Origin of the sequence: Halopiger goleimassiliensis (assembly GCF_000455345.1) — an archaeon.
In the GTDB taxonomy this organism is placed as follows: domain Archaea; phylum Halobacteriota; class Halobacteria; order Halobacteriales; family Natrialbaceae; genus Halopiger_A; species Halopiger_A goleimassiliensis.
Genome location: NZ_HG315690.1, coordinates 2,320,416 through 2,344,225, shown reverse-complemented (window position 1 = coordinate 2,344,225; position 23,810 = coordinate 2,320,416). Strand labels below are relative to the sequence as shown.

Below are 23,810 nucleotides of genomic sequence, written 5' to 3'. Positions count from 1 at the left end.
TATTTTTCCGTCCGGATCGTGACTGTGTGACGGAGTAGCGATGACACGGAACTGTCACGAGCGCGAAACGCCGGTCGCGACGGGCGTCGGGTAGGGAAGACCGATGGCACGCGCTCCTTCCTACCGGACGAACCGCGGCCTGTTCGCCCGCTCGTCGCTGACGAGCGAGCGGTTCGCGACCGAAGCACACTTCGAGGAGGCGAGGGATCCGACGTCGGCGTTCGAGGCGATCGAGGGGCTGTGGGAGCGAGTAGATCCCCCCGCGAACGAGCGATCCGGGCGTCGCCTCGAGACCGCCTTCGTCCGGCCGGTCCTGCGGGTGCTCGGCTATCCCGTTTCGCCCGATCGTCCTGACGACGACGCGGGGGACGGGCAACTCCGAAACGCGCCCGACGTGCTCGTTCCGACTGTGAGTTCGGAAGATCTACCGCCGGCGGCGAGACCGGATCGGTCGTCGGACGACGACCCGGTCGCGGTCGTGAACGTCTACCGTCCCGGACGGCCGTTCGACGACGTCGATCGGCGCGATACCGACCGGGCGGCCGAGGTTCCGGCGGCCCGGATGCACGCCCACCTCGAGGCGACGGGTGCTCGGTGGGGGCTGCTCACCGACGGGCGACGGTGGCGACTCTACCACGCCGAGACGAGCGAGCGACTCGATTGCTACTACGAACTCGATCTGGCGACACTCCTCGAGCGGGAGGATTCCAGGGCGGGTCGCGAGTTCGTCGCGACGTTCCGATACGAAGCAGTAGCGGGTACGGAGGGTCGTGATCCGTTCCTCGAGTCACTGATCGACGAGCGGGCGGTTGCCGTCGAACGACTCCTCGAGACGCTCCCGGAGCACCTCGCCCGGGCAGCCGGAATCGTCGCCCGCGCGAGCGACCGGGACCGCCGAGCCGGGGGTGAGGCCCCGACCGGTCGCGACCGCGCGGCGGCGTTCGAACGCGCCGCAGGGTTCGTCCTTCGACTCGTCGTCTGCCGGTTTGCCGAGAGTCGAGCCGGGGTTACCTTCGGCGAACGAGGGACGCCCCACTCCACGGTCGGTGGACTCGGCCGTGAGGTCGCTTCGCGGCTCGAGGACGACGGGCTGCTCGAGGGGGTCGACGCCGTCGTCGACGGCGGGTCAGTCGCGGCTGCCGTCGGCCACCTCGAGATCGGTCCCCGTCTGGAGCGGGCGGTCGCGGCCGTCGCGGCCGGACCGGACGGCGGCGTCGCCTACGACGGCTGGCTGCTCGGCGAGTCCGGTGACCGAGCGACAGCGCCCGACACTGCGACGCTCCCGATCGATCGCGTGGACGAGGCGGCGGTCGCTCGAGCCATCCTCCTGGCCACGCACCGGCCCGGCGACGACGGGGGCTGGCGACCGATCGACTACGCGGCCCTGGCCCCGCGACAACTCGGCCGGCTCTACGAGGGGCTGCTGGCGTGGGAGCTCGCCGTCGCGAGCGAGCCGCTGGCGCTCGAGGACGGCACCTACGTGCCGACCCAGGACGACGCGGCGGCGATCGGTCCCGGGGACCCGTACCTCGAGAGCGACTGTCGGGGACGGAAGGCGACGGGTGCCTACTACACGCCGGCGGACGTGGTCGACTACGTCGTTCGAGAGACCATGTCTCCGCTCTGTGCGGAGATTCGGCAACTGTCGTCCGGAGGTGGCGACGATCGGCAGCCGTCTCTCCAGCAGTCGGCTGACGACACCGGATTCGTCGATCGCCTCACCGCGCTACGGCTTCTCGATCCGGCGATGGGGAGCGGTCACTTTCTCCTGCGAGCGAGCGAGTTCCTCACCCGCGAGGCAGTCCGCGGACGGGAGCGGGCGGCCGCTCGAGGCGACCCCGGCGCGATCGATGGCGGACGATCCGTTGGGGAACTTCGGCGTCGGATTGCGACGACGGCCCTCTTCGGGGTCGATCTGGACCCGCTCGCGGTCGAAGTCGCGACCGCGTCGCTGTGGCTCCGGACCATGCGCGCCGACGCCGAGGGGGCCACCGGCCCGCGTGACGGACTCGCCACGACGCTCCGGTCCGGCAACGCCATCGTCGGAGCCGATCCCGACGGGCGGATTCGGGACGCGCTCCTCGAGGGCGGCGAAGCCGAGTCGACGCGACGGACCCGGCTCGGGGCGGCCGCGAACGTCCGAACTGCCAGTGCGTTCGGACTCGAGTGCGTTCCTGACGACGCCGTCGAGCGGCTGTTCGAAGCCGTCGACGACGACGGTCGGTGGGAGCGACTGTCCGCGACGGGCTGGTTCGAACGCGCCCAGGAGTGGGCCGCGGCCGGGCGGTACCTCCACTGGCCGCTCGCGTATCCCGACGTCCTCGGCGCGTCGTCGTGTCGGAACGGTGGCGACGACGCGAAGGGTCCAGCGTCGGGGTTCGATGCGGTGCTCGGAAACCCGCCGTGGGTCGCGACGGCCGGTCGGGCGGACGTCAGCGCGTGTATGGAGTCGGAGCTCCGCGAGTACCTCGCAGACGCTTTCGACACGACCGAGAACCAGTTCGACTGCTACGTGGCGGTTTACGAGCGCGCGCTCGCGCTCGCCCGGAACGGCCGCGTCGGGATCGTCGTCCCGGACGCGATTCTGGCGCGGGAGAGCAACGAACCCATCAGATCGGCGATCTGTGACCGGACGTCGCTGTCGCGGATCGTCCGCCTCGGCGCTCGGTTCGAGGACGTCGAGACCGGTGCGGTCGCCATCGTGACCGGGGGTGACACCGACAGCGGCGACACCGACGCGGTACGCTGTGCGGACGCGACCGATCGCGACCGTCTCGAGAACCTCTCCTACACCGAGATTCCGGCGTCGGTCTTCGCGTCCCGCCCGAAAACGCGCTTTCTCCCGTCGCTGGACGAGACGGCGCAGTCGATCGTCGAGCGACTCGAGCGATGGCCACCCCTCGAGCGGTTCGTGACGATCGCTCGCGGCGAGGAGATCGGAAAGAACGATTCGCGTCTCGAGACGACGCCGGCGGCGGATCGGCGACCGATCGCACCGGGCGGTGCGATCGTTCCCTACGGGATCGACGAGTCGGCCTTGCGGTACGTTGAGCCGGAGACCCTCGAGAAGGACCCCGCCCAGTATCGGGGGCCGAAACTGGTGTTCAGGCAGACCGGCGACGCGTTCGTGGGCACGCTGACCGACGAGGTGTGTACGATCAAGTCGGCCTACACGATTCGCCCGCTCGAGACTGTCGTCGACGCGTGGCAGAACGAGCGACGGGGCGACGCGGCTGGTGACGGGTCCAGTGTCGATCGGACCCGGACAGAACGACAGTTGCTCGCACACCTGCTGGGCGTGCTCCAGTCGCCGCTTTTGAACTACTACCACCACTACGTCCACGCGGCATACCGGTCGGTGTTCCCGCAGATCAACCAGTCGACGTTCGAACGCCTGCCGATCGCGATGCCCGACGGCCCGGACCCGACGCTCGTCGAAGCCGTGGAGGAGCGACTCGCGCTCACGACCGACCGCGATGGGATCGAGGCGGACGTCCTCGCGTACCTCCCCGACGCGGTCGACGGCCCGACCCTCGGGTCGCTCGAGGCGTCTCGGCCGGTCGACGACGTCGAGGGGACGCTTCTCACCGAGACGGGCGACAGTCGTCCCTCGCTCAAGGTCGACGCGGTCACGGCTACGACGGAGCGAACCGACGGAGAGACGGCCACGCGGCTCTCGATCGAACTGCGGTACAAACCCGACGACGACCACACGGCGACCGACGGCTGGGGGTACGCGCGGACCGATCCCATCCCCGCGCTCCGGATTACCACGTCCGATGACGATCTCGCCACGCTACTCGAGGCGTTCGTCCCCCGGGCGGTCGAGCGCGCGGACGGGTTCGCCGGGTTCAGACGGCCGGTCACGGCGACTACGTCGCCCCTGGATCGGCTTCGGGCCGTCCGCCTGCCGACGACCGCCGGCGGGGCGCTCGCGGCGTTTCGCGACGCGCGCAAGCGTCTGGCCGACCTCGAGGCGGACGTCGCCGCCGTCGACCGGACGATTCACGAGCGCGTCTGCTCGCTGTACGGGATTCCGGCGGACGAACGAGCCGTCGTCCGCGACGAGTTCGGGAGCGACCGGACCGCCTAGGCGGATCGCTCGGTGTCTGCGACCTCGGTTGCCCCCTCGACGGCGGGGACGTCCTCGACCGCGATCTCGAGGGCGTCGCCGGTGCCGTCGATGGTGATCGAACGGTTGCAGTAGGTAAACGCGAGTTCCGTGAAGCCGTCCTCACGACAGATCGAATCGAGCGCATCGGGGTCCATCGAATCGTACAGCGGATCGAGATCGAGGGGATCGACGCCTTCGAGCGAGGCGACGACGTCGATGACCGCCATACTCGGCCGTCGCTCGTCGACGACCGTCGTTTTCGTCCATGGATCTGCGTGCATACGTCTCGAGTGGGCGATGGTAGGTTAAGAACTTATGCCAATATTTCGAACGCGACGTTCAAGGCAGAATGACGGTCACGAACGGGCGATTCTACGCGAGGGTTTCGTCGCCAGGGCCGGCCGTCTCTCCGGCAGCCGACCCCTCTGTCACCCCCGTCCGTGACGGCCGTCGTTACTCCTCGAGCAGGAGGTAGGTACGACCGCCGCGGTGTTCGAGGGAGACGCAGTCGGTGTCGACGCTCGAGTCGACGAAGCCCTCGATGCCGCCGGTGTGGACGTCGGTGACGTCGATGCGGCGTCGCGATTCGGTCGCCTCGGAACGGTCGTCCGTGCGTGCCTCCCGGTCACTGGTTCGATCGACGATCAGCGTCATATCCCCACGTTGGAGTGACGGTACGTCAAACCGATCCGTCCGTGGTGAAAGTGAAAGTAGCCGACAGAGCGGTGATGGCGGTCGCACGGCGGGGGACAGAGCACTCGAGCGGCTACCGTGAACCGGCCGCGGATCGTCGTCACCCGAGCGGCGTGATCCGAACCTCCTGCGGTCCGTCGGGAGTCTCGATCGTGACCGTCTCGAGCAGCGCGTCCCGGGCGCGCGTCCGCCACGATTCGACCGCTTCGGCGTGACGTTCGCGGAGGCGTTCGGTCTCCTCGGAGTCGACCGACTCGAGTCGGTCGTCCAGTTCGGGGTAGTCGGCGACGACCTGGTCGTCGATGATCGCAGCTGGGTCGACGTGGACCGCACCGGTCAGCGGCGCGTCGTCGACGCGGTAGACGTGCAGGCGGGCGCGCATCCGCCCGTGAAACGGCGGCGTCACCCGGAGGACCGCCTCGCCGGGGTTCTCCCGCGTGTAGACGAAGGCATCGACGGCGTCGTCGGGCGAGACCGCGAGCGACCGGATCGCCGACGGGTCGGAATCGGAGTCGCCCATGGTTCGACGGGTCGGGCCGCGGCGGTTTATAGCTCCGGTCCGCCGCTGGAGGGGTCGACCCGCGACTACCGCCTGCGCCGGGGATCGGTCCCGGGCCTGATAGTTATCACGGGGGCCGTGGTACGGGGGGCTATGTCACGAGCCGACACCCTCGACGGCGTCCGCTCGCGGACGATCGAAACCGACCGCCTCGAGACGCACCTCCTGGAGTCGGGCGACCCCGACGGCGGTGGCGAGCCGATCGTCTTTCTCCACGGAAACGTCTCCTCGTCGCGCTTTTACGAACACGTCCTGGCCGACCTGTCGGACGACCACTACGCCGTCGCCCCGGATATGCGCGGCTACGGCGATTCGGAGACGAAACCCGTCGACGCGACGAACGGGCTGGGCGACTTCGTCCGCGACCTCGAGGCGCTGTGTGAGGCGCTCGAGGTTCCGACGCCGTTCACGCTGGTCGGCTGGTCGAAAGGCGGCGGCGTCGCGATGCGGTATACGATCGAGACGCCGACCGACGTCGACTCGCTCGTACTCGTCAACCCCGTCTCGCCGTACGGCTTCGGCGGCACGAAGGACGTCGAGGGGACGCCCTGTTTCGACGACTACGCGGGCTCCGGCGGCGGTATCGGGAACGACGCGTTCGTATCGTCACTCGCCGAGCGCGATCGAGGGGAGGGCGAGACGTCCGCGCGGCGGATCCTGCGGACGTACTACGTCGACCCCTCCCACACGTTCGACGACGAGCGCGAGGAGTCGTACCTGACGGGGATGCTCGATACGGCCACCGGCGACGAGAACTACCCCGGCTCCGCGACCGAGAGCGAGAACTGGCCTGGCGTCGCTCCCGGCGACACCGGCGTCAACAACGCGCTGTCGCCGAAGTACTGTCAGCTCGAGGCGATCACCGAGATCGATCCCGCCGAGAAGCCGCCGCTGCTGTGGATCCGTGGCGACTCCGATCAGATCGTCTCCAACGAGTCGCTGTTCGACCTCGGGACGCTGGGCCGCATGGGCGAGGTACCCGGCTGGCCGGGCGAGGACGTCTTCCCGCCCCAGCCGATGATCGACCAGACCCGCGCCGTCTTCGAAACCTACGCGGATCGGGGCGGGACGTACGAGGAGGACGTCTTCGGTAACACGGGCCACTCGCCCCACGTCGAGATGCCCGGCGACTTCCTCGAGCGCATCGAGAGCGTTCTCGAGGAGTAACCGGCGCTCGCGTCGGCGGCGATCAGCACTCCACCCGGAACGCCGCCTCGATGTCCCGCGAGGAACGGCCGACGACGAGATCGTTCGTCCCGTCGGGGACGGTCCAGCCGTCGGCGTCGTCGTAGTACGCGAACGCCTCCCGTTCAACCGGGATTCGAACGGTCGTTTCGGTCCCGGGCTCGAGCGAGACGGCCTCGAAGCCGACGAGTTCGCGTTCCGGGCAGGGGACCGGCGCGGCTGCCGTGCCTGCGTAGACCTGGACGACCTCCGTACCGGCCCGGTCGCCGACGTTCCGGACGGTAGCGGCCACCTCGAACCCGTCCTCCGTCTCCGTCACGGTGACGTCCCCGTACTCGACGGTCGCGTACGAAAGGCCGTGCCCGAACGGGAACAGTGGATCGACGTCGGCGGCGTCGAAGTGGCGGTAGCCGACGAAGACGCCCTCGTCGTAGCTCGCGACGCCGTCGACCCCCGGAAAGGCCTCCTCGCCGGCCGTCGGGTAGTCGTCGGCCGACCGTCCGAACGTCACCGGCAGGCGGCCGCCGGGGTCGGCGTCCCCGCTGAGGACGGCCGCGAGCGCCTCACCGTCGGCCTGGCCGGGGTACCACGTCTCGAGAACGGCGTCGACCGACTCGAGCCACGGCATCGTGACGGGGCCGCTGGTCCGGAGAACGACGACGGTCCGCTCGGCGGCGTCCGCAACCGCCTCGATCAGGGCGTCCTGCTCGCCCGGCAACGCGAGGTCGGGGCGGTCCCTGAACTCCGTCGCGTCGTCCTGGGCGACGACGACGGCACAGTCGACCGATTCCGCGAGGGCGACCGCGTCCTCGATGCTCGCGTCCGCGTCCGCCTGCCCGTCCTCGGTCGGGTTGAAAAACGACGACTCTGCGATCGGCTCCGCACCTCGTTCGAACGCCACCTCGTCGAACCGCTCCGCGAGCCCCTCGAGCGGGCTCGTCTCGACGAGCGGCGACACCTCGGAGGAGCCGCCGCCGCCCAGTTTCGCGGCGTCGGCGTTCGGGCCGATCACGCCGATCGAGTCGCCCCCGTCGAGGGGAAGGACTCCGTCGTTGGCCAGCAGGACCGACCCCTCGACGGCGACGTCGCGGGCCAGTCGGCGGTGTTCGGGCGTGTCGAGTGTGCCTTCCGGTGCGTCGCCCTCGAGCCGACCCAGTCGGTCCACGAGCCGGAGTACGCGGCGGACCTTCTCGTCGACGACGGCCTCGTCGACGTCGCCCGACTCGATCGCCTCCCGAAGCGGATCGCCGAAGTACGCCGGGAACTCCGGGATCGGCGGAAGCGGACCGCCGCCCGCGTCGGCGTCGACCGAATCGACCATCCCCTCGAGGTCGTCGAGATCGGGCAGTTCGGCCCCACCGTCGTCCGCTCCCTGAGCTGGCATCTCCTCCGGCAGGAACGCCTCGATCCCCACGCCGGGCATCTCGAGGTCGAGTCCCGCCTCGGCGGCCGCGACGGCGCTGCGGGTGCCCCACCAGTCGGAGACGACGACCCCGTCGAACCCCCACTCGTCTTTGAGCACGTCCTGCAGGAGGCGCTCGTGATCGCTCATGTGGGTCCCGTTGACGCGGTTGTAGGCGCTCATCACGGACAGCACGTCGCCGTCCTCGACCGCCGCACGGAACCCGGGGAGGTACAGTTCGCGCAGCGCGCGCTCGCTCACGTCTGCGCTGACGTCGTAGCGATTCGTCTCCTGGTTGTTCGCGACGTAGTGTTTGGCCGTCGCCGCGACGCCTTCCGACTGGATCCCGTCGATCGTGGGGACGCCGATCCGTGCGGTGAGGTGTGGGTCCTCGCTGTAGTACTCGAAGTTCCGTCCGCAGTGAGGCACCCGGATCAGGTTCATCCCCGGCCCGAGCACCACGTCCTGTCCGTGGGCGGCCGCCTCCCGGCCGAGGGCCGCACCGAACTCGCGCGCGAGGTCGGGATCCCACGTCGACGCGAGCGCGATCGACGACGGAAACGCCGTCGCGCGTTCGCCCATCGCCCGTACCCCGAGCGGTCCGTCCACCAGTCGCAACGGTGGGATATCGAGCCGTTCGACGCCCGGCACGTACCCCGTCGCCGTCCCCTCCGGATCGGCCGCCCCGCGGATCAGCCGGAGTTTCTCCTCGAGCGTGAGCCGGTCGACCAGCCGCGAAACCTCTTCCTCCATACTACGATCGTAGTTCTTTTTCCCAATAGGGGTGGGGGTCCCGGAGCGGGTCACCGGTTTTCCGTTCCCGATCGAGCAGTTCCGAATCAGTCGATATCGAGGTCGTCGCGGTCCGCGCCGGCGAGTTCGACCAGCGCGTCGGCCTCGAGCAGGTGACACTCGCCGGGGATCACGAGCAGGTGGAGCGGGTCGCCGAACTTCCGGTCGGCCAGTTCGGTCATCGGTCCCGCTTCCACGAGCGGGTCGGGACTCCCCGCCCGGGCGACGACGACGCCCACGAGGTCGGGGTACTCCTCGGACAGGAGTTCAGCACCGACGTCGGCGGTCATGAATTCGTCCTCGTCGGCGCGCTCGTGGCCGACTTTGATGTCGAGGTAGACGACGGTGTGGAGGCCGTCCGCGCGGTTCGCGTCGATCGTTTCGGTGACGCTCGCGGGGAGCCCGTCGGCCCCGTGGGCGTAGGGAAAGGGGAGGGTCGTCGCCTTGCCGAACCGGTAGTTCTGCAGCCCCGTCAGCGCGCTCGCGGCGGTCTGGGCGGTAACGCCGTGGATCACGCGAGTCTCGATGCCCCGCTCGTGAGCACGCAGTCGGAGGTCGACGTGGGTCGTCGAGATCATCGTATCGCCCGCAGTGAGGAACGCGACGTCTTCGCTTTCGGCCGTCGCGAGGATCTCCTCGGGGTCCCGCTCGACGCCCGCGCGGTCGCGGACCTCGATCTCGACGTCGTGGTAGGACTCGAGTTCGGCCACCGAGGTGCCGAGCAGTTTGCTGGTGTAGAACTCGGCGTACGCGCGGTCGGCGCTTCGTAGCGCCTCCTGGCCCTCGACGGTGATCGAGCGCTCGTCGTAGAGGCCGAGACCGATGAACGTGAGCATGGCTTCCCGTACTCGCAGGCGGCGGGTCAAGGTTTCGAGTCGCGGGCCGTCGAGGCGGGACCGCGACCGGCGGACGGAATCGGGTTGTCGGTACCGGAATCGTCGCCGGGGCGACGTGGGACCGGTGGGGGCCTCCCGGGATGGACGCACCCGTCGCGACTCTGCTGCTGGCCGCGTTCCTCGTCACGGGCGTCCTGGCTCTGACATACTGGGTCCGGTTGTACCGCCGGTCCGGGGCCGGTCACTCGAACTGAGGCGTTCAGCCATCAGAACAGACGCACTCCAGCCGATCCGATCGTCAGAAGAACTATTTTAGACTAGTCAAATTATTTTATTAGCCCAGCAAACATTAATATGGGTCGTTGGAGAAGCACTCAGCGATGACCCTCAGTCCGATCGCGGAGGACTACCTTACGGCGATCTATTACCTCCAGACCGAACACGAACGGGCGGTGGGAACTGCGGAGATCAGCGAGGACCTCGGTGTGACGCCTCCATCGGTCACCAGCATGCTCGAGACGCTGGACGAACAGGGATTCGTCGAGTATACGCCGTACGAGGGCGTCGAACTGAGTGCGGAGGGCGAATCGGTCGTGCTTCGCCTCGTCAGGAATCACAGACTGCTCGAGACGTTTCTCGTCGAGTGTCTCGACTATCCCTGGTCGGAAGTCCACGACGAAGCGGATCGACTCGAACACCACGTCAGTGACGAATTCGTCTCGCGACTCGAGGCGTTTCTGGGGGAACCGACGACGGACCCACACGGCGATCCGATCCCGGATTCGAGCCTCTCGATTCCGACTGAGGGTCCGTTCGCCCCGCTTACCGAATACGGACCGGGAGAGACAGTGGTCGTCGAACAGGTCCCCCATCGTGATCCGGACGTTCGTGAGTATCTGACCCGACAGGGTATCGGTCCGGGGACGCGACTGTCCGTCGAGGACGCCCCACCGATCGATCTCGTCACGGTTTTCCCCGCCTCCGGCGACGCGTCGGTCCCGTTGCCGACCCACGTCGCACGACGCCTCGGTGTTCGAGCGGCCGACGGGACCTCTAATTAGACGAGTCTAATTTTCATGTTTGTGCTAGCAAACTATATTAGTGGTTGCCTGAAATCCGGAATCGATGACAGCTGATCAATCGATCCACAGCGATCGTCAAGTCGTTTCCCGTCGACGGGCAGTCGCTCTCGGAACGAGTGCGGTAACGACCGGGCTGGCCGGTTGTTTCGGCACCCGTTCGGAGGGGGGCGATGGAACCAGTCAGGCGGAAGACACCGGCCGGACAGTCGCAGTCGCGTCGTTTTTCACCTTTTACGACTTCGCGAGACGGATTGCCGACGGGACGCCGGTTTCGGTCGAGAACCTGGTCCCGACGGGAATGCACGGTCACGGTTGGGAGCCGGACCCGTCCGTCCAGCGGGACATCACCGACGCAGACGCGTTTATCCACGTCGGTCCCGATTTCCAGCCGTGGGCTGATCGGGCGAGAGCTACCCTCGAGGACGAGAACCAGGACACGCACCTGATCAACGTTCGAGAGGGAATCGATCTGATCGACCTCGCCGACACCGTCGAAGACGACGAGGCTGTCGGAGACGCGAAGGATCCACACTTCTGGCTCGATCCCGAACGAGCAACCCGGTCGGTCGACAACATTGCTGAGGGGTTGATGGAAATCGCGCCGTCCTACGAGGACGCCTTCGACGAGAACGTGGACGCCCTCCAAGCGGACCTCGAGGCCCTCGCCGAGGAGTGGCAGGACCTGTTCGACCTCGCGGAGCGTGACGTCGTCTTCCTGGCCGCCCACAACGCCTTCGAGTACGTGGCCGATCGGTACGACGCAACGATCGAACCGCTCGTCGTCAATCTCGCCGCCAACGACGACGTCCGCCCAGCGGATATGCAACGTGCACAGGAGACGATAGCGGACAACGACATCGAGCACATCGGTGCGGCCGTCTTCGAACCGATCCGTCCAGCGCGGCAGTTACTCGAGCAAACGGCCGTCCAGGCGTACTATCCGGTGACACCGTACGCGGGGACGGCCGAATCGTGGATCCAGCGGGGCTGGGGCTATTTCGACATCGCACGCAACGTCAACATGCCGACGTTCCGGATCCTTCTGGATGTCGAGTCACCCGAGACTGTCGAGTTCGTCGACTACGGTCGTAACTTCGAACCGTAAGCAACCATGTGTCCTCCCACCCCACACGACTCCGAAGATCGGTCGGAACCCCTCGTGAGCGTCGACGCCGTCTCGTTCGGCTATACGTCGACAGACGTGGTCACGAACGTTTCGCTTACGGTCGATCGCGGCGAGTACGTCGGGATCGTCGGCCCGAACGGCTCAGGGAAGAGTACGCTGTTGCGGCTGATTCTCGGCTTACACGAACCCGACGACGGAGACGTCGAACTGCTCGGTCATCCCGCACGGGCGTTTGCCGAACGCGAGAAGGTGGGTTACGTCGCACAGGACGTAACCGAAAACACGAAGCGAATGCCGATCACAGTCGAGGAAGTCGTTTTGATGGGACGCTTTCCCCACGCCGGTTTCGGGCGCGTTACGGGTACCGACCGTGAACACGCTCGCCAGGCTCTCCAGACCGTGGGGATCGAACATCTCGCCGATCGAAAAGTAACGCAACTCTCCGGTGGCCAGCGACAGCGGACCTACATCGCCCGGGCACTCGCCAGCGAGGCGGAACTCCTCGTCCTCGACGAACCGACGGTCGGCGTCGACGCGGAGTCCGTAGACGCGTTTTTCGATTTACTCGGGGACCTCAACGACGACGGGATGACGATTCTGTTGGTCGAACACGATATCGGAGCCGTCATCGAGCATACGTCTCGTGTGGTCTGTCTCAACCGGGAACTGTACTTCGACGGCGACCCCGTTGCGTTCGCGGACAGCGACGCACTGGAGCGTGCTTACGGAACGACCGTCCGACGTGATGATGAGGCGGTGGTATCATGACCGGCACTGCTGTCGGAATTGGGATTACGAGCGTCCCCTACGACGTACTCGACTGGTTGATCCAGCGCTGGAGCGAAGAACTCGGGGAGTTCGGTGCGAAATACGGCATCGAGATGCTCGAGTATACGTTCATGCATCACGCGTTTCTCGTCGGTATGCTCATCGCCGTCATGGCACCGCTAATTGGGACCTTCCTGGTGCATCGACAGCTTGCGCTCATCGGCGACGCGCTGGCACACACCGCATTCGCGGGAGTTGCGGTCGGTCTCTTCGTCAACGCGGCGTTTGGAACCGGTATCTCGCCGTATATTACGGCGATCGTCGTCGCAATGGTCGCAGCGCTCGCAATCGAGTTGATCTCCGAGATCACGGACGCCTACAACGACGTCTCGATGGCGATCGTACTCTCGACCGGGTTTGCACTCGGGGCTGTGTTGATCAGCCTGAATACGGGTGGAATGGCGGTCGGTATCAATCAGTACCTGTTCGGGAACTTGGCGACTGTCTCTCGAGAGAGTGCGATCGTTCTCGTCGCCCTCTTTGCTATCGTTTCCCTGGTCGTCACGGTGACCTACAAGCAGCTACTGTACGTGACGTTCGACGAGACTGCTGCCCGAGTCGCCGGGCTCAGTGTCCCGTGGTACAACCGGCTGACGTCGGTACTCACCGCGCTGGTCGTCGTCGGTGCCATGCAGATTATGGGCGTCATCCTCGTCGCTGCGATGCTGGTCGTTCCGGTCGCGAGTGCGGCACAGCTCGCTCGAGGGTTCAAGGAAGCGATGCTGGCGTCCGTCGTTCTCGCCCAGCTCGCGGTGCTCACAGGCATCACCCTCTCGTACCAGTACGAGACCACCGCGGGTGGGACGATCGTTCTCGTCGGCGTCGTAATCTACGTGGGCACCGTCCTGCTGGGGAAGGTCCAGTCGGACGACGACTTACTAACCGATACGCAGACGACGTCCGGCGACCGACTGGCCGACTGACCGACGCTAGTGTCGAGGCGACCACGACGGAGGTCTGCCAACACCGACTGCCCGAACGGAATCGGCTGGATCACCCGTCCGTCGGTACGTCCTCATCCGTGATTCCGTCTTTCGTTACCTACTGGTGGCTTAGACACGTCTACCTTCTCTATTAGTCTTAGCAACATTCAAGCTCAGGTTCCGAATAGCTCGAGTACACTCCGGGTGACCGGAGTGTCGAACCGTTCCGCGTTCCCTCCCGGAACGTTGCATCGCCAGGTGAGCTCCTGTGCCGTCGCCTCCCTCCCGACAGTACGGGAACGTGATCAGTCCATGGTCAGGCGGGTACTCCGACGACCAACGGTTGCTACGAAACCGGGCGTTGGATGCTCGGTTTGTCCTTCTTCGAGCGCGATCAGAATAGGTCGTCGAACGAGCGCACGCGATAATCACCGCGGACACACCGGCCGCGGCGTTCGTGACCGACGCGTTCGACGTGGATGGCGTCCAGTCCGGCGTTCCAGGCCGCGCCGACGTCGCAGGCCCCGTCGCCGGCGAGCACGCCCACGTGGCCGTTGTAGCCGACGCCGAGTTCCTTCTCGACGTACTGGACCGGTTCGGGGTCGGGCTTCCAGCCCGTCTGTTCCGTACAGCAGAGGCGGGCGTCGAACCAGTCGCGGATGCCGACGTGCTCGAGGACGGGTTCGGCGAGGAACTCCTGGCAGTGGGTGACCAGCCCCACCGGCACGTCGAGGTCGCCGACGAACGCGGCGTCCTCGTGGAGGTAGGTCTGTTCTGCGCGCACCAGCGGATCCTCCTCGTCGTGGAACGCCTCCCAGAACGCCTCGGGGTCGACGCCCCACTCCCGGAGCTGATGGTCGCGCGATCCTGTCAGGCCGTTCCAGATGATGTCGGCCTCGCGGTCCGTGAACTCCCGCCCGAGGCGGTCGCCGACCCGGTCGAACACGTCCCGGGTGTAGGACCACTCGACGTCGACGAGCGTTCCGTCGAGGTCGAGCAGCCAGTAGTCGTACTCCTCGCGGGGATCCGTGGCCATCGGGACGGGTACCTACGGGATTCTCCAGTATATGTCTGTTGTTCGACTGTCCGCCGCGAGAACGGGTTCCACGATCGGCCGTGCCGTCGACCGCCGCCGCTCAGTCGTCGGCAAGCCCGGCACCGTCCTGGCGGAGGTGCTCGAGCAGGGCAGGGTGCAGCGGACCGTTCGAGCCGAGCAGTCCCTTCCGGCGGTCGGCGTCGAACTCGACGACGTACGGATCGCCTGTTTCGTCGGTGACGGTCGCACCCGCCGTTCGGGCGATGACGACCCCGGCGGCGACGTCCCAGGGATAGGTGTCGTACTCCCAGACGGCGTCCGCGCTGCCGCTGGCGAGGTAACAGAGGTTGAGCGCAGCGGAGCCGAGCCGGCGGACGCCGCGGGCCTGTGCGTAGTAGTGAGCCAGGAAGGAGCCGTCGGGATCGTACCCCGAGAGGAGCATACTCTCGTCCAGCGTCTCGCGGTCGGTCGTCTCGATGCGCGTCTCTCCCTCATAGGCTGCCTCGCCGGCGATGGCGTGGAAGGTTTCGTCGGTCTCGGGGACGTGGACGACGCCCACGACCGGGCGACCGTCCTCGAGCAGTGCGATCGAGACCGAGTAGTTGGGGTTCCCGTGAGCGAAGTTCCCGGTTCCGTCGAGCGGATCGATCACCCACGTGTATGGGCTGTCGCCGTCGACGAAGGTGCTCTCCTCCGAGAAGATGCTGTGCTCGGGGAACTCGTTGCGGACGACGGTCGTGATGATCCGATCGGCCTGCTGGTCGGCCTCGGTAACGATGTCGGATTTGTCGGTCTTGTAGTCCACGGACTCGATCTGCCCGTGGAGTTCCTGGAGCGGTTCGCCGGCGCTGCGGGCGGCCTCGACCGCGATGTCGCGAGCGCGTTCGACCACCCCCAATTCGCGCTCGTCGTTCGGAGGCTCGTCTTCGAGCATGGCCGTCGGCCCGGACTCGTCGACGTCGCGGGCACCCCAGTTGAGTTTGTTCGTGATCGCCGTGAAGAACGGGTCGTCGTAACTGGTCCGGACGACGTGAGCCCGGGTGTCAGCGCCCGTCACCTCGATCACCGTCCCCTCGTCCAGGACCGTGTGGGCTCGACCGCCATCGACGAGCGCGCTCGCGGTTCCACGGGTCACGATCCTGATGTCCGTCGTGGGGGCGACGACCAGCGGACGGACGCCCATCCGGTGGGTGTGCAGGGGGACTATCTGGAGCGTGTGGTTGTTCACGGGGTAGTGGACCGGCCCGTCGGCCGACAGCGAGATGCCCGTCGATCCGGTCGGCGTCGAGACGGCCAGACCGGTGCCCTCGAACTCGCCGACGTACTCGCCGTCGGCGAACACCTCGAGTCGAGTCACCTTCCGATCGAAGGGGTTCTCGGGCGGCACGTGTTCGACAGTCAGATCGTTGATCCCCGTCGCCTCGAGACCGGCCGTCTCGACGTGGATCTGTTGACGACTGTCGACGGTCGCTCGCCCGCGGATCACCTCGTCGAGCGCCGCCTCCAGGTTCTCCACCTCGACGCGAGCGAGGAACGCGAGCGTCCCGGCGTTGATCCCCAACAGCGGAATCCCCCGCGGCGCGAACGTCTTGATCCCCTCGAGGAAGGTGCCGTCGCCGCCGATGGTCACGCCGAGCGTGGCGCGACTCTCCTCGTAGACGTCGCCGACGTCCTCGCCGATCGCGACGGCCGTAAAGCCGATGCCTCGGTCCACGGCCCAGGCTCGGAGTCGCTCGAGCGGGCCGTCGGTATCGGGACTCGCGACGGCGATGATCTCGTCGGTCGTCGCCAGTCGTCGCCCGTGCATTGTGGGGTACCTGTCGGTAGTGGCTGAAATAGTTGCCCACTCGCGTCCCCGGTACCGACGCCTTCAGTCGGGATCCGAGCGGACGCGGATGCTCGATCCGAGGTACTTCGAGAGGACTTCGTCGACGTTCTCGGCGTTGAACGCCTCGAGGTCGTCCGCGATCGCCGTCTTGAACGCCTCGAAGTAGGCCTCGTCGACCTGTAGCTCCCGGAACGAGACGCTCTCGACGGGCTGCTCGAGCCACTCCTCGGCCAGCCGGCGGCCGTAGTCGGGGTCCGACAGCTCGCCCCGCCAGCACGTATCCCGGAAGAACAGCCAACCGTCGGTTCCCGGCTCCGGGGCCGTGCGGACGACCGTGACCGTCGTCTCGGCGCTCGATGGCTCGATCGAGACGGCCTCGTGGGCCGCCTCGAGTCGGCAATCGACGCGGAAGACGTATCGTCCGTCCATCGATTGGTGACGGCCGGGTCGAACCTAGGCGTTCCGTTCGGTCTCGATCAGTTCGGCCATCTCGATGTCGTCGTCGGTGATACCGCCGGCTTCGTGGCTCGTGAGCCGGATCTCTACTTCCTGGTATCGGATGACGATCTCGGGGTGGTGGAACTGGGATTCGGCGATTTCGCCGACCATCTGGGCGAAGTTCACGCCGCGAAGGTAGTCGTCGAACTCGTAGACGCGAACGATCTCGTCGCCCTCGCGCTGCCACTCCGCCGGCAACTGCGCCTCGATTTCGTCGTCAGAGAGTACGTCGCCCATAGTGTCCCGAACGGAAGCGACGTAAATAACGATTGTGCTACACCGAATCGGCAGCCGGCAGCGACAGGCCGTCCGCGAAGCGAGTGGTGTGAGTGTCTCACGACCGGCGTCTGCAGGGGCACGCGTTAGCCTCGTTAGGCCACTGGACTCCGATAATGAGTGCGATACAGGACGGACGGCTGCAGGTCGATCCGCCGGGAAGCCCTCGGCTGCGGCGGTCGTTTCTCGTCCTCTGGCTCGTCGACATGATCGCGGCCTGTCTCTTCTTTCTCGTGCCGTACGCGACCGAACTCAACCCCGTCACCGTGTTCACCTACGACCTGTTCGGACTGCCCGGTGTCGCCCTCGCTGCCCTCTGTTACGCGGTGATCGTCATCGCCGTGGGCAACGTCCTCCCCGACCCCGCCGACACGGGGTTCGTCACCGTCGTCGTTCTCGTCTACACCTTCCTGGTGGTCAACAACGTGTTCCTCTTGCTGTCGGAGACGTCGCTCGTCGAAACGATCGGGTAACCTCGCCTCGTTCGTGGGGCTGACGAATCGACTCCGGGTTCCGTCTCAGTCGTCGTCGGTCGCTCCGATGGGCTGGTCGACGTTGCTCGCCGTTCCGGCCGGGGACGGCCTCCCGTCCTCGAAGTCGGGATCGAACAGCTGTAAGGCCGTGTTGATCGTGCTCCAGTCGTCCTCGGCGGCGGCCTGCCGGAGGCTCTTGGTCGGCGGCGCGAGCAACTGGTTGACCAGTGCGTCGGCCATCGACTCGACGATGTCGCGTTGCTCGGCGGTGAACTCCTCGCCCTCGAGCCGGGATAGCGCCGTCTCGAGTTCGCGGCGTTTCAGCCGCTCGGCCGACTCGTACATCGCGGCGATGACCTCGTCCGCCCGGGCACGCTTGTACTGATCGCACAGCAGTTCGAACTCCCGGTCGATCATCGCCTCGACCTCGCGGGCGGCGTCGACGCGCCGCTCGCGGGTCCGCTCGGTGACCCGTTCGAGGTCGTCGAGATCGTACACCGCGACCGACTCGAGGTCGTCGGCCGCCGGGTCGACGTCCCGCGGCTGGCCGAGGTCGACGACGACCCGTTCGGGGTCGCTTCCGTCGGCGTCCTCGGCGTCGAGGTGGTCGGGTTCGAGCACCGGTTCGGTGCTGCCAGTCGCGGTCACGACGACGTCCGCCTCCGAGGCGACCGACTCGAGTGCGGTCAGCGGGACGGCGTCGGCGTCGACCGCGAGTTCGGACGCCAGGTGTTCGGCCCGGGAGAGCGTCCGGTTGGCGACGACGAGTTCGTCCACGTCGGCGTCGGCGAGGCTCCGGGCTGCGAGTTGGCCCATCTCGCCGGCACCGACGATCAGGCCGGTCGCCCCCTCGAGCGGGACGTCGTCGGCGGCGAGTCGGGCCGCGGCCGAACCGAGCGAGACGACGCCCTCGTTGATCGCCGTCTCGGTCCGGGCACGTTCGCCGACGTGGATCGCCTTCGTGACGGCGGCCTCGAGCATGTCGCCGATGCCGCCGGCGCTGCGGGCGTCCTCGTAGGCGTCGCGCACCTGGCCGATGATCTGGTCCTCGCCGAGGACGACCGACTCGAGGCCGGCGGCGACCCGGAGCAGGTGTCGCAGGCTCTCGTCGTGGTCGGTGACGACGAGGCCCTCCTCGCTCCCGGCGAAAAACTCCCTGAGCGCGGCCTGCCCGACCGCCGGGTCCGGTGCGACGACGTAGGCTTCCACCCGGTTACACGTCGAGAGGACGAACGCCTCCTCGACGTCGGGGATCTCGAGCAGGCCGTCGACGGCGGCCGACTGGCTCTCCGGACTGGCCGCTGCGAGGTCGTCGACGCTTCCCGTCTCGTGGGTGACGCGTGCGCCGATGACCACCCCGGCAGACCTCACGCCGTCTCACCCCCAGTAGAGAGTTCCTCCTCGAGCACGTCGTCGATCACTTGGCGAGTGTTGGCAGTACCGCTACGTAAAGCTGTCCAAAGCTCCGGGGAACTGACGACGTCGGTGACGATCGCGCGCCGGCGCGGGCCGGCGACCTCGCGGCGTTTCAGTTCCGTTCGAAGCTGGTCACAGAGGCGGGCCATCTCACCGGCACCGGCGAGCGTTTCCTCGAGTTCTCCCCGTAGATACTTGCTCAGCGCCGGCGCTCGCCCGCCGGTCGAGATGGCAGCCACGACGGGGTCCTCGCGGACCGTCGCGGGAACGACCACGCTGCCCGGATCGCGCGCTCCCGCACGGTCAGCCCGGTTTCGGAGGACGTTTCGCTCGCGTGCGGCCGCGTCGATTGCCTCGTTGACCCGTTCGTCGTCGGTCGCAGCGACGACGAGCGCCGGGTCGGTCCGCTCGAGCCAGCCCGCGACCGCGGACGGCTCGGGTGCGGCCCGGATCAACGTCGCCGAGCCGAACTCCCGATCGGCGAACTCGGGGCTGACGACGATGGTCTCGGCCTCGCGAGCGAACCGACGGGCCTTCCGCGCGCCGACGGGGCCACCCCCGAAGACGAGTACGGTCGCGTCCGTGAAATCGTGAGCGAGTGGAATCATCGAAGCTGTCCGTTCGTGGTCGTTTCCTCGAGACGTTCGTCTGTTCGTTCTCCCGATCGCCAAAACGAATGCCGGTGTGGCACAATTTTTGCGTCGTTTCGCGCCCGTTCCGGTAGTCGGTCGCGACGGATGCGGCCGGCCACTCGCGGCGAGTGGCCCGGCGGCGCTGGTCTCCCGTGCAGGACGACAGGGACCGGCGTCTCGCGGCTGTCCCGACCGACGACCCCGTTCATACGGGTGGATCGTCGTGACTGGCACATAAGGGACTCGGCTCCTCCCACGCGTCTGGAACGCCTCGAGTCGGGACGAACGCCCACGTGGAACCGAAACCGTGCCCGCGATTACGAACCTTCGACGCCGGTGACCTCGTAGCCCAGGTCGCTGATCTCCTCGAGGATCGCCTCGTGGTCGGCGCTGGCCTCGTAGTAGATGACGATGTCGAAGGTGCCCTCTCGCAGCAGTTGCTGGCACTCCCAGACGAACTCGTCGTCCTCGAGGGTCAGCCCCTGGTGCTGGTTCGAGGAGAACTCCGGGTCGTCGTTGCCCGAGTAGACGTAACAGTCGGCGGGATCGTAACCGGCGTGTTCCGCGATGATGTCGCCGATGTCGATCGTCGCCTGCATCATCTGGACGTCCTCGTCGTTGCCGTACTCGGTGCGGATGATCGCCCCGTTGAGTTCGATCTCGCCGGGCTCGAGCAACGCCTTCGTCCGCTGGTAGAGGTCCTGGTCGATCGCGTCGGTCATGCCCGACCGGAGACGGTCCGAACGCATAGGACTCACGATTCCGTCGGCGAGCCGACCCGTCGTTCGACGGGTTCCCTACTGATCTCGCTGATCCCAGCTCTTGTTGGCATGGTGACTCGTATCAGTGGGCGAGAGTCACACATAAGACACATAGGCGTCGCTGTCGTCGATTCGACCGATGAAACGGTGGCTCCGGCAGCGCGTCGACGCGGTGTACGAACGGGTGCTCACCAGAGAGATCTCCGGCGCGCCGACCCACGTCGCAGTGATTCAGGACGGCAACCGACGCTACGCGCGTCGACGCGGCGGCGACGCCCACGAGGGCCATCGCGCGGGAGCCGAGACGACCGAACGCGTCCTCGAGTGGTGCCAGGAGGTCGGCGTCGAGGAACTGACGCTGTATACGTTCTCGACGGAGAACTTCGACCGACCGCCCGAACAGAAGGAGGCGTTGTTCGACCTCATCTGCGAGAAACTCCGGGAGTTCGCCGACGCCGAACGGGTTCACGAGAACGAGGTCGGCATCCGCGCGATCGGCGAGATCGACATGCTCCCCGAACGCGTCCAGGAGGCCGTCGACTACGCCGAACGCCGAACCGAGGAGTACGACCGGTTCGTCCTGAACATCGCACTCGCGTACGGCGGCCGCTCGCGACTGCTCGAGGCCGCTCGCGACGTCGCCAGCGAGGTCGACGACGGCGATCTCGATCCCGGCGATATCGACGTCGAAACGATCGAACAGCGGTTGTACGACCAGCCGGTCCGCGACGTCGACCTGATCATCCGACCCGCCGGCGAGGAACGGACCTCGAACTTCCTGCCGTGGCACGCCAACGGCAACGAGGCCGCGGTCTTCTTCTGTACGCCCTACTGGCCGGAGTTCTCGAAGACCGACTTCCTGCGGGGGATCCGCACGTACGAACACCGCGCGGAGTCCTGGCGGCGGACCCGCGCTCGCCGTGCGATGGCGCTGCTGGGCGCACTCGGCGATACGGATCTCCCCGAGGCCCGGTCGATCGTCGCCCGGTTTCGGGACTCGCTGCCGACCGGCGAACGGCCGGTCGACGAGGACCTGCGGGTCGGCGAGGAACTGGACGGGGCGGAAACGGTCGCCGACTGAGTGATCCGCTCGAGGCGGAGGCCGTTCTTCGACGGTCCCGACGCCGATCAGCGACCGAACCGCCGGGACCGGTTGCAGTACTCCCGGACTGCCCGGAGGAAGTCGCGTTTCCGGAAGTCCCGCCAGTTGACGTCGGTGAAGTAGAGTTCGGAGTAGACGGACTGCCAGATCATGAAATCCGAGAGCCGCTCCGCGCCGGTCTTGATCACCAGGTCGGGCTCCTCGGGAAAGACGAGATGGCGTTCGACGTGTTCGTCCTCGATCTCCTCGGGCGCGAGTTCGCCGCCGTCGACGCGCTCGGCGACCGTCTGCACGGCGCTCGTGAACTCGTGTTTCCCGCCGAGGCCGACGGCGATCCGGATCGGCGCGTCCGCCCGTGCTCGATCGCCGGGGCCGCGAACGGCCACCTCCCGCGGGGCGTCGATCGCCTCGAGTTCGCGGCGTAACGCGGGGACCGCGCCGGTGTCGAGGACGCTCACGTAGACCGAGAGTTGCGAGGCGTACTCGAAAGTCCACTCGAAGAACTCCGTTAGCGTCTCGTACGCCCCACGCTCCAAGAGGTCGCGCTCGGTGATGACGAGGGCGACGTGTTCGGGCGGCTGCCCGTCGTGGCGGCGGATCCGATGGGCGAGATACCGTTCGTAGACTCCCACGTGGTCGGCTATCACGTCGGTTCCCATACCGGTTTCGGGTCTTTGCGACTCGAGTCGAGACTCCCGGAGGACAGCCGGTCGTCTCGAGACGATGGCCCTCGGATCGGCCCCGGTTTCCGAGACGAATGCCACGGCTCAGACGCTGCAGGGGCTGGTATCGACCCCGATCGGAGTTCGGGAACCTTCAAGTGACCGCCACAGAAAGAACCCCGTATCGTGACACCCCCAGTTCGGCGAGCTGCCGTCTTCGCCGTCCTTTCGACGCTCTCGCTCGTCGTTCCGGTGTTCGGACCGATGGCGGGAGCGGCGCTGGCCGCGGTCGTTCTGGTCGGCGCGTTCGTCGTGCGCGACGGCCCCCTGTTCGAGCTGCTGGCCTATCCCGGCGACTACGAGGACGAACGCCTCTACGGAGTGATTACGTTCGTCCTCGCCGGCATCGCGCTCGGACTCATCGCCGTGGGGACGTCGATGTCGATCGCCGTCTTCGTCGGGACCGTACTGCTCGTCGGCTACGGCAACCTCGGCGAGCAGGCCGCCCGGCTGTGGACGGATCACGACGCCGCCGTCGTGGCGGTCTTCTGTCTGGTCGCGACGGTCGCCGCCGTCGCCGGACAGCTCGTCGTGCTGGGAACAGCGAGCCCCTCGTTCGAGACCGTCCTCCCGGGCGTGGTCTTTCTCGCAGCCAGCGGAGCCCTACTGGCCGCGTTGCTCCGTGACGTCCTCCTGCTGTACGACGATCCGATCGTGATGCTCTCGGTCGGCTTCCTGCTGTGGCTGCTGGCCGAACTCGAGCCGGCGATCGGCACCGTCGAAATCGCGGTCGCGCTCGCCGTCACTATCGCGCTCGGGGTCGTCTCCTACGCGCTCGAGACGGCCTCGATCGCCGGCATGCTGACCGGCGTTCTGCTCGGCCTGGTGACGATCGTCCTCGGTGGCTACGGCTGGTTCGCCGTCCTCATCGCCTTCTTCGCGATCGGCGGCCTCTCGACGAAGTTCCGCTACGAGCGGAAGGCGGAACTCGGCGTGGCCGAGGACAACAACGGCGCTCGCGGCACCGGCAACGTCCTCGGGAACGCCGCCGTCGCGCTCGTGGCCGTCCTCGGGTACGCGGCCAGTTCGACCTCGCTGCTGCCGGTCGATCTCCCCCCCATGCTCTTTCTGTTCGCGTTCACGGGCTCTATCGCGACGGCGATGAGCGACACCCTCTCGAGCGAGATCGGCAGCGTCTTCGAGACCCCCCGGCTCATCACGACGTTCGAACCGGTCGAGCCGGGCACCGACGGGGGGATCACCTGGCAGGGCGAAATTGCGGGGATCGTCGGCGCGGCGATCGTCGCCACCATCTCCTTCGCTCTGTTCCCGGAAGTCGAAGCGGTCGGCGCGGCGATCATCGTCGCCGCCGGCTTCGTCGGGATGACCGTCGACAGCCTGCTGGGCGCGACCCTCGAGGGCTCCGTCCTGGGCAATCAGGGCGTGAACTTCCTCGCGACGCTCTCGGGCGCGCTGATCTGTGCGTTGCTCGTGCTCTCGTTCGCCGTTCTCGGGTAGTGCGAGGGGCGATCGTAGCGAGTGAGCCGTGAGCGAGGAAGCCGGGAGTAGGCGAATCGTGGGCTCGT

At 67.1% G+C, this 23,810-nt stretch carries 22 protein-coding genes; 9 read left to right on the top strand and 13 right to left on the bottom strand.

Features of this window, described 5'->3' with window-relative positions:
* Nucleotides 1-103: 103 nt before the first annotated feature.
* Entirely contained in the window at nt 104-4,093 is a 3,990-nt protein-coding gene (locus TX79_RS11475; protein ID WP_049927579.1) for an Eco57I restriction-modification methylase domain-containing protein, read from the top strand.
* Here TX79_RS11475 and TX79_RS11470 read toward each other — a convergent pair.
* The 3 genes from TX79_RS11470 to TX79_RS11460 all read right to left on the bottom strand — a co-directional run bounded on the left by TX79_RS11470 (nt 4,090) and on the right by TX79_RS11460 (nt 5,327).
* A complete protein-coding gene (locus TX79_RS11470) occupies nt 4,090-4,395 on the bottom strand; it encodes a HalOD1 output domain-containing protein (RefSeq protein ID WP_049927578.1) in 306 nt (101 codons plus the stop codon). The genes TX79_RS11475 and TX79_RS11470 overlap by 4 nt on opposite strands.
* 172 nt (nt 4,396-4,567) lie before the next feature.
* Complete coding sequence (locus tag TX79_RS11465) at nt 4,568-4,768, bottom strand: hypothetical protein (protein ID WP_049927577.1); 201 nt, start codon at nt 4,766-4,768, stop codon at nt 4,568-4,570.
* 139 nt (nt 4,769-4,907) lie between these two features.
* On the bottom strand, nt 4,908-5,327 hold the full coding sequence (locus TX79_RS11460; RefSeq protein WP_049927576.1) for a hypothetical protein: 420 nt from the start codon (nt 5,325-5,327) through the stop codon (nt 4,908-4,910).
* A gap of 132 nt (nt 5,328-5,459) precedes the next feature.
* Between TX79_RS11460 and TX79_RS11455 the strand changes: the two genes are divergently transcribed.
* The gene (locus TX79_RS11455; RefSeq protein ID WP_049927575.1) at nt 5,460-6,533 is read left to right on the top strand and encodes an alpha/beta fold hydrolase; all 1,074 of its coding nucleotides are present in this window, start codon (nt 5,460-5,462) and stop codon (nt 6,531-6,533) included.
* A 22-nt stretch (nt 6,534-6,555) separates the two neighbouring features.
* Here TX79_RS11455 and TX79_RS11450 read toward each other — a convergent pair whose 3' ends face one another.
* Nucleotides 6,556-8,706 carry a beta-glucosidase gene (locus tag TX79_RS11450; RefSeq protein WP_049927574.1) on the bottom strand — a complete coding sequence of 717 codons (2,151 nt, stop codon included), beginning with the start codon at nt 8,704-8,706 and terminating at the stop codon, nt 6,556-6,558.
* 86 nt (nt 8,707-8,792) lie between these two features.
* The gene (dph5, locus tag TX79_RS11445) at nt 8,793-9,581 is read right to left on the bottom strand and encodes a diphthine synthase (RefSeq protein ID WP_049927573.1); all 789 of its coding nucleotides are present in this window, start codon (nt 9,579-9,581) and stop codon (nt 8,793-8,795) included.
* A gap of 380 nt (nt 9,582-9,961) precedes the next feature.
* On the opposite strand from dph5, the gene TX79_RS11440 reads away from it, so the two are divergent.
* The 4 genes from TX79_RS11440 (at nt 9,962) to TX79_RS11425 (ending at nt 13,540) form a co-directional block, all read left to right on the top strand.
* Complete coding sequence (locus tag TX79_RS11440; RefSeq protein ID WP_049927572.1) at nt 9,962-10,642, top strand: metal-dependent transcriptional regulator; 681 nt, start codon at nt 9,962-9,964, stop codon at nt 10,640-10,642.
* 64 nt (nt 10,643-10,706) lie between these two features.
* Nucleotides 10,707-11,768, top strand: coding sequence for a metal ABC transporter substrate-binding protein (locus TX79_RS11435; RefSeq protein WP_081655551.1), 1,062 nt, complete (start codon nt 10,707-10,709; stop codon nt 11,766-11,768).
* 6 nt (nt 11,769-11,774) lie between these two features.
* The gene (locus TX79_RS11430; RefSeq protein WP_049927571.1) at nt 11,775-12,557 is read left to right on the top strand and encodes a metal ABC transporter ATP-binding protein; all 783 of its coding nucleotides are present in this window, start codon (nt 11,775-11,777) and stop codon (nt 12,555-12,557) included.
* Nucleotides 12,554-13,540 (top strand): metal ABC transporter permease, encoded by a 987-nt coding sequence (locus tag TX79_RS11425; RefSeq protein ID WP_049927570.1) that lies wholly within the window; start codon nt 12,554-12,556, stop codon nt 13,538-13,540. The genes TX79_RS11430 and TX79_RS11425 overlap by 4 nt, the downstream gene beginning before the upstream one ends.
* 394 nt (nt 13,541-13,934) lie before the next feature.
* On the opposite strand, the gene TX79_RS11420 is transcribed toward TX79_RS11425, so the two are convergent.
* The 4 genes from TX79_RS11420 to TX79_RS11405 form a co-directional block, all read right to left on the bottom strand.
* Nucleotides 13,935-14,576: an HAD family hydrolase gene (locus tag TX79_RS11420; protein WP_049927569.1), complete on the bottom strand. Its 642-nt coding sequence runs from the start codon at nt 14,574-14,576 to the stop codon at nt 13,935-13,937.
* A 100-nt stretch (nt 14,577-14,676) separates the two neighbouring features.
* On the bottom strand, nt 14,677-16,383 hold the full coding sequence (locus TX79_RS11415) for an NAD(+)/NADH kinase (protein ID WP_049927568.1): 1,707 nt from the start codon (nt 16,381-16,383) through the stop codon (nt 14,677-14,679).
* A 63-nt stretch (nt 16,384-16,446) separates the two neighbouring features.
* On the bottom strand, nt 16,447-16,833 hold the full coding sequence (gene lwrS / locus TX79_RS11410; protein ID WP_049927567.1) for an LWR-salt protein: 387 nt from the start codon (nt 16,831-16,833) through the stop codon (nt 16,447-16,449).
* Between the two features lie 24 nt (nt 16,834-16,857).
* Nucleotides 16,858-17,139, bottom strand: a complete 282-nt coding sequence (locus TX79_RS11405) for a 4a-hydroxytetrahydrobiopterin dehydratase (RefSeq protein WP_049927566.1) — start codon at nt 17,137-17,139, stop codon at nt 16,858-16,860.
* Between the two features lie 155 nt (nt 17,140-17,294).
* Here TX79_RS11405 and TX79_RS11400 point away from each other — a divergent pair, with 155 nt between their 5' ends.
* Nucleotides 17,295-17,651: a hypothetical protein gene (locus TX79_RS11400; protein ID WP_049927565.1), complete on the top strand. Its 357-nt coding sequence runs from the start codon at nt 17,295-17,297 to the stop codon at nt 17,649-17,651.
* A 45-nt stretch (nt 17,652-17,696) separates the two neighbouring features.
* On the opposite strand, the gene hemA is transcribed toward TX79_RS11400, so the two are convergent.
* From hemA to TX79_RS11385, 3 genes are all read right to left on the bottom strand, one after another.
* Complete coding sequence (hemA, locus tag TX79_RS11395; protein WP_049927564.1) at nt 17,697-19,022, bottom strand: glutamyl-tRNA reductase; 1,326 nt, start codon at nt 19,020-19,022, stop codon at nt 17,697-17,699.
* The gene (locus tag TX79_RS11390) at nt 19,019-19,675 is read right to left on the bottom strand and encodes a precorrin-2 dehydrogenase/sirohydrochlorin ferrochelatase family protein (protein WP_049927563.1); all 657 of its coding nucleotides are present in this window, start codon (nt 19,673-19,675) and stop codon (nt 19,019-19,021) included. The genes hemA and TX79_RS11390 overlap by 4 nt, the downstream gene beginning before the upstream one ends.
* A 341-nt stretch (nt 19,676-20,016) precedes the next feature.
* Nucleotides 20,017-20,421 carry a DUF5778 family protein gene (locus tag TX79_RS11385; RefSeq protein ID WP_049928369.1) on the bottom strand — a complete coding sequence of 135 codons (405 nt, stop codon included), beginning with the start codon at nt 20,419-20,421 and terminating at the stop codon, nt 20,017-20,019.
* A 178-nt stretch (nt 20,422-20,599) separates the two neighbouring features.
* Between TX79_RS11385 and uppS the strand changes: the two genes are divergently transcribed.
* Entirely contained in the window at nt 20,600-21,541 is a 942-nt protein-coding gene (gene uppS, locus TX79_RS11380; protein ID WP_049927562.1) for a polyprenyl diphosphate synthase, read from the top strand.
* A 47-nt stretch (nt 21,542-21,588) separates the two neighbouring features.
* Here the strand turns inward: uppS and TX79_RS11375 are convergent, their stop codons facing one another.
* Nucleotides 21,589-22,194, bottom strand: coding sequence for an undecaprenyl diphosphate synthase family protein (locus TX79_RS11375; protein WP_049928368.1), 606 nt, complete (start codon nt 22,192-22,194; stop codon nt 21,589-21,591).
* Nucleotides 22,195-22,410: 216 nt separating this feature from the next.
* On the opposite strand from TX79_RS11375, the gene TX79_RS11370 reads away from it, so the two are divergent.
* Entirely contained in the window at nt 22,411-23,742 is a 1,332-nt protein-coding gene (locus TX79_RS11370; RefSeq protein WP_049927561.1) for a DUF92 domain-containing protein, read from the top strand.
* Nucleotides 23,743-23,810 lie beyond the last annotated feature (68 nt).

Bases quoted from the DNA above. Each gene is read 5' to 3' on its own strand.
- uppS (WP_049927562.1), top strand. From the start codon at position 20,600: ATGAAACGGTGGCTCCGGCAGCGCGTCGACGCGGTGTACGAACGGGTG.
- TX79_RS11435 (WP_081655551.1), top strand. From the start codon at position 10,707: ATGACAGCTGATCAATCGATCCACAGCGATCGTCAAGTCGTTTCCCGT.
- TX79_RS11450 (WP_049927574.1), bottom strand. From the start codon at position 8,706: ATGGAGGAAGAGGTTTCGCGGCTGGTCGACCGGCTCACGCTCGAGGAG.
- TX79_RS11430 (WP_049927571.1), top strand. From the start codon at position 11,775: ATGTGTCCTCCCACCCCACACGACTCCGAAGATCGGTCGGAACCCCTC.
- TX79_RS11475 (WP_049927579.1), top strand. From the start codon at position 104: ATGGCACGCGCTCCTTCCTACCGGACGAACCGCGGCCTGTTCGCCCGC.
- TX79_RS11415 (WP_049927568.1), bottom strand. From the start codon at position 16,383: ATGCACGGGCGACGACTGGCGACGACCGACGAGATCATCGCCGTCGCG.
- TX79_RS11440 (WP_049927572.1), top strand. From the start codon at position 9,962: ATGACCCTCAGTCCGATCGCGGAGGACTACCTTACGGCGATCTATTAC.
- TX79_RS11400 (WP_049927565.1), top strand. From the start codon at position 17,295: ATGAGTGCGATACAGGACGGACGGCTGCAGGTCGATCCGCCGGGAAGC.
- TX79_RS11425 (WP_049927570.1), top strand. From the start codon at position 12,554: ATGACCGGCACTGCTGTCGGAATTGGGATTACGAGCGTCCCCTACGAC.
- TX79_RS11455 (WP_049927575.1), top strand. From the start codon at position 5,460: ATGTCACGAGCCGACACCCTCGACGGCGTCCGCTCGCGGACGATCGAA.
- TX79_RS11465 (WP_049927577.1), bottom strand. From the start codon at position 4,768: ATGACGCTGATCGTCGATCGAACCAGTGACCGGGAGGCACGCACGGAC.
- TX79_RS11470 (WP_049927578.1), bottom strand. From the start codon at position 4,395: ATGCACGCAGATCCATGGACGAAAACGACGGTCGTCGACGAGCGACGG.
- TX79_RS11420 (WP_049927569.1), bottom strand. From the start codon at position 14,576: ATGGCCACGGATCCCCGCGAGGAGTACGACTACTGGCTGCTCGACCTC.
- TX79_RS11460 (WP_049927576.1), bottom strand. From the start codon at position 5,327: ATGGGCGACTCCGATTCCGACCCGTCGGCGATCCGGTCGCTCGCGGTC.
- dph5 (WP_049927573.1), bottom strand. From the start codon at position 9,581: ATGCTCACGTTCATCGGTCTCGGCCTCTACGACGAGCGCTCGATCACC.
- TX79_RS11385 (WP_049928369.1), bottom strand. From the start codon at position 20,421: ATGACCGACGCGATCGACCAGGACCTCTACCAGCGGACGAAGGCGTTG.
- TX79_RS11390 (WP_049927563.1), bottom strand. From the start codon at position 19,675: ATGATTCCACTCGCTCACGATTTCACGGACGCGACCGTACTCGTCTTC.
- TX79_RS11405 (WP_049927566.1), bottom strand. From the start codon at position 17,139: ATGGGCGACGTACTCTCTGACGACGAAATCGAGGCGCAGTTGCCGGCG.
- lwrS (WP_049927567.1), bottom strand. From the start codon at position 16,833: ATGGACGGACGATACGTCTTCCGCGTCGATTGCCGACTCGAGGCGGCC.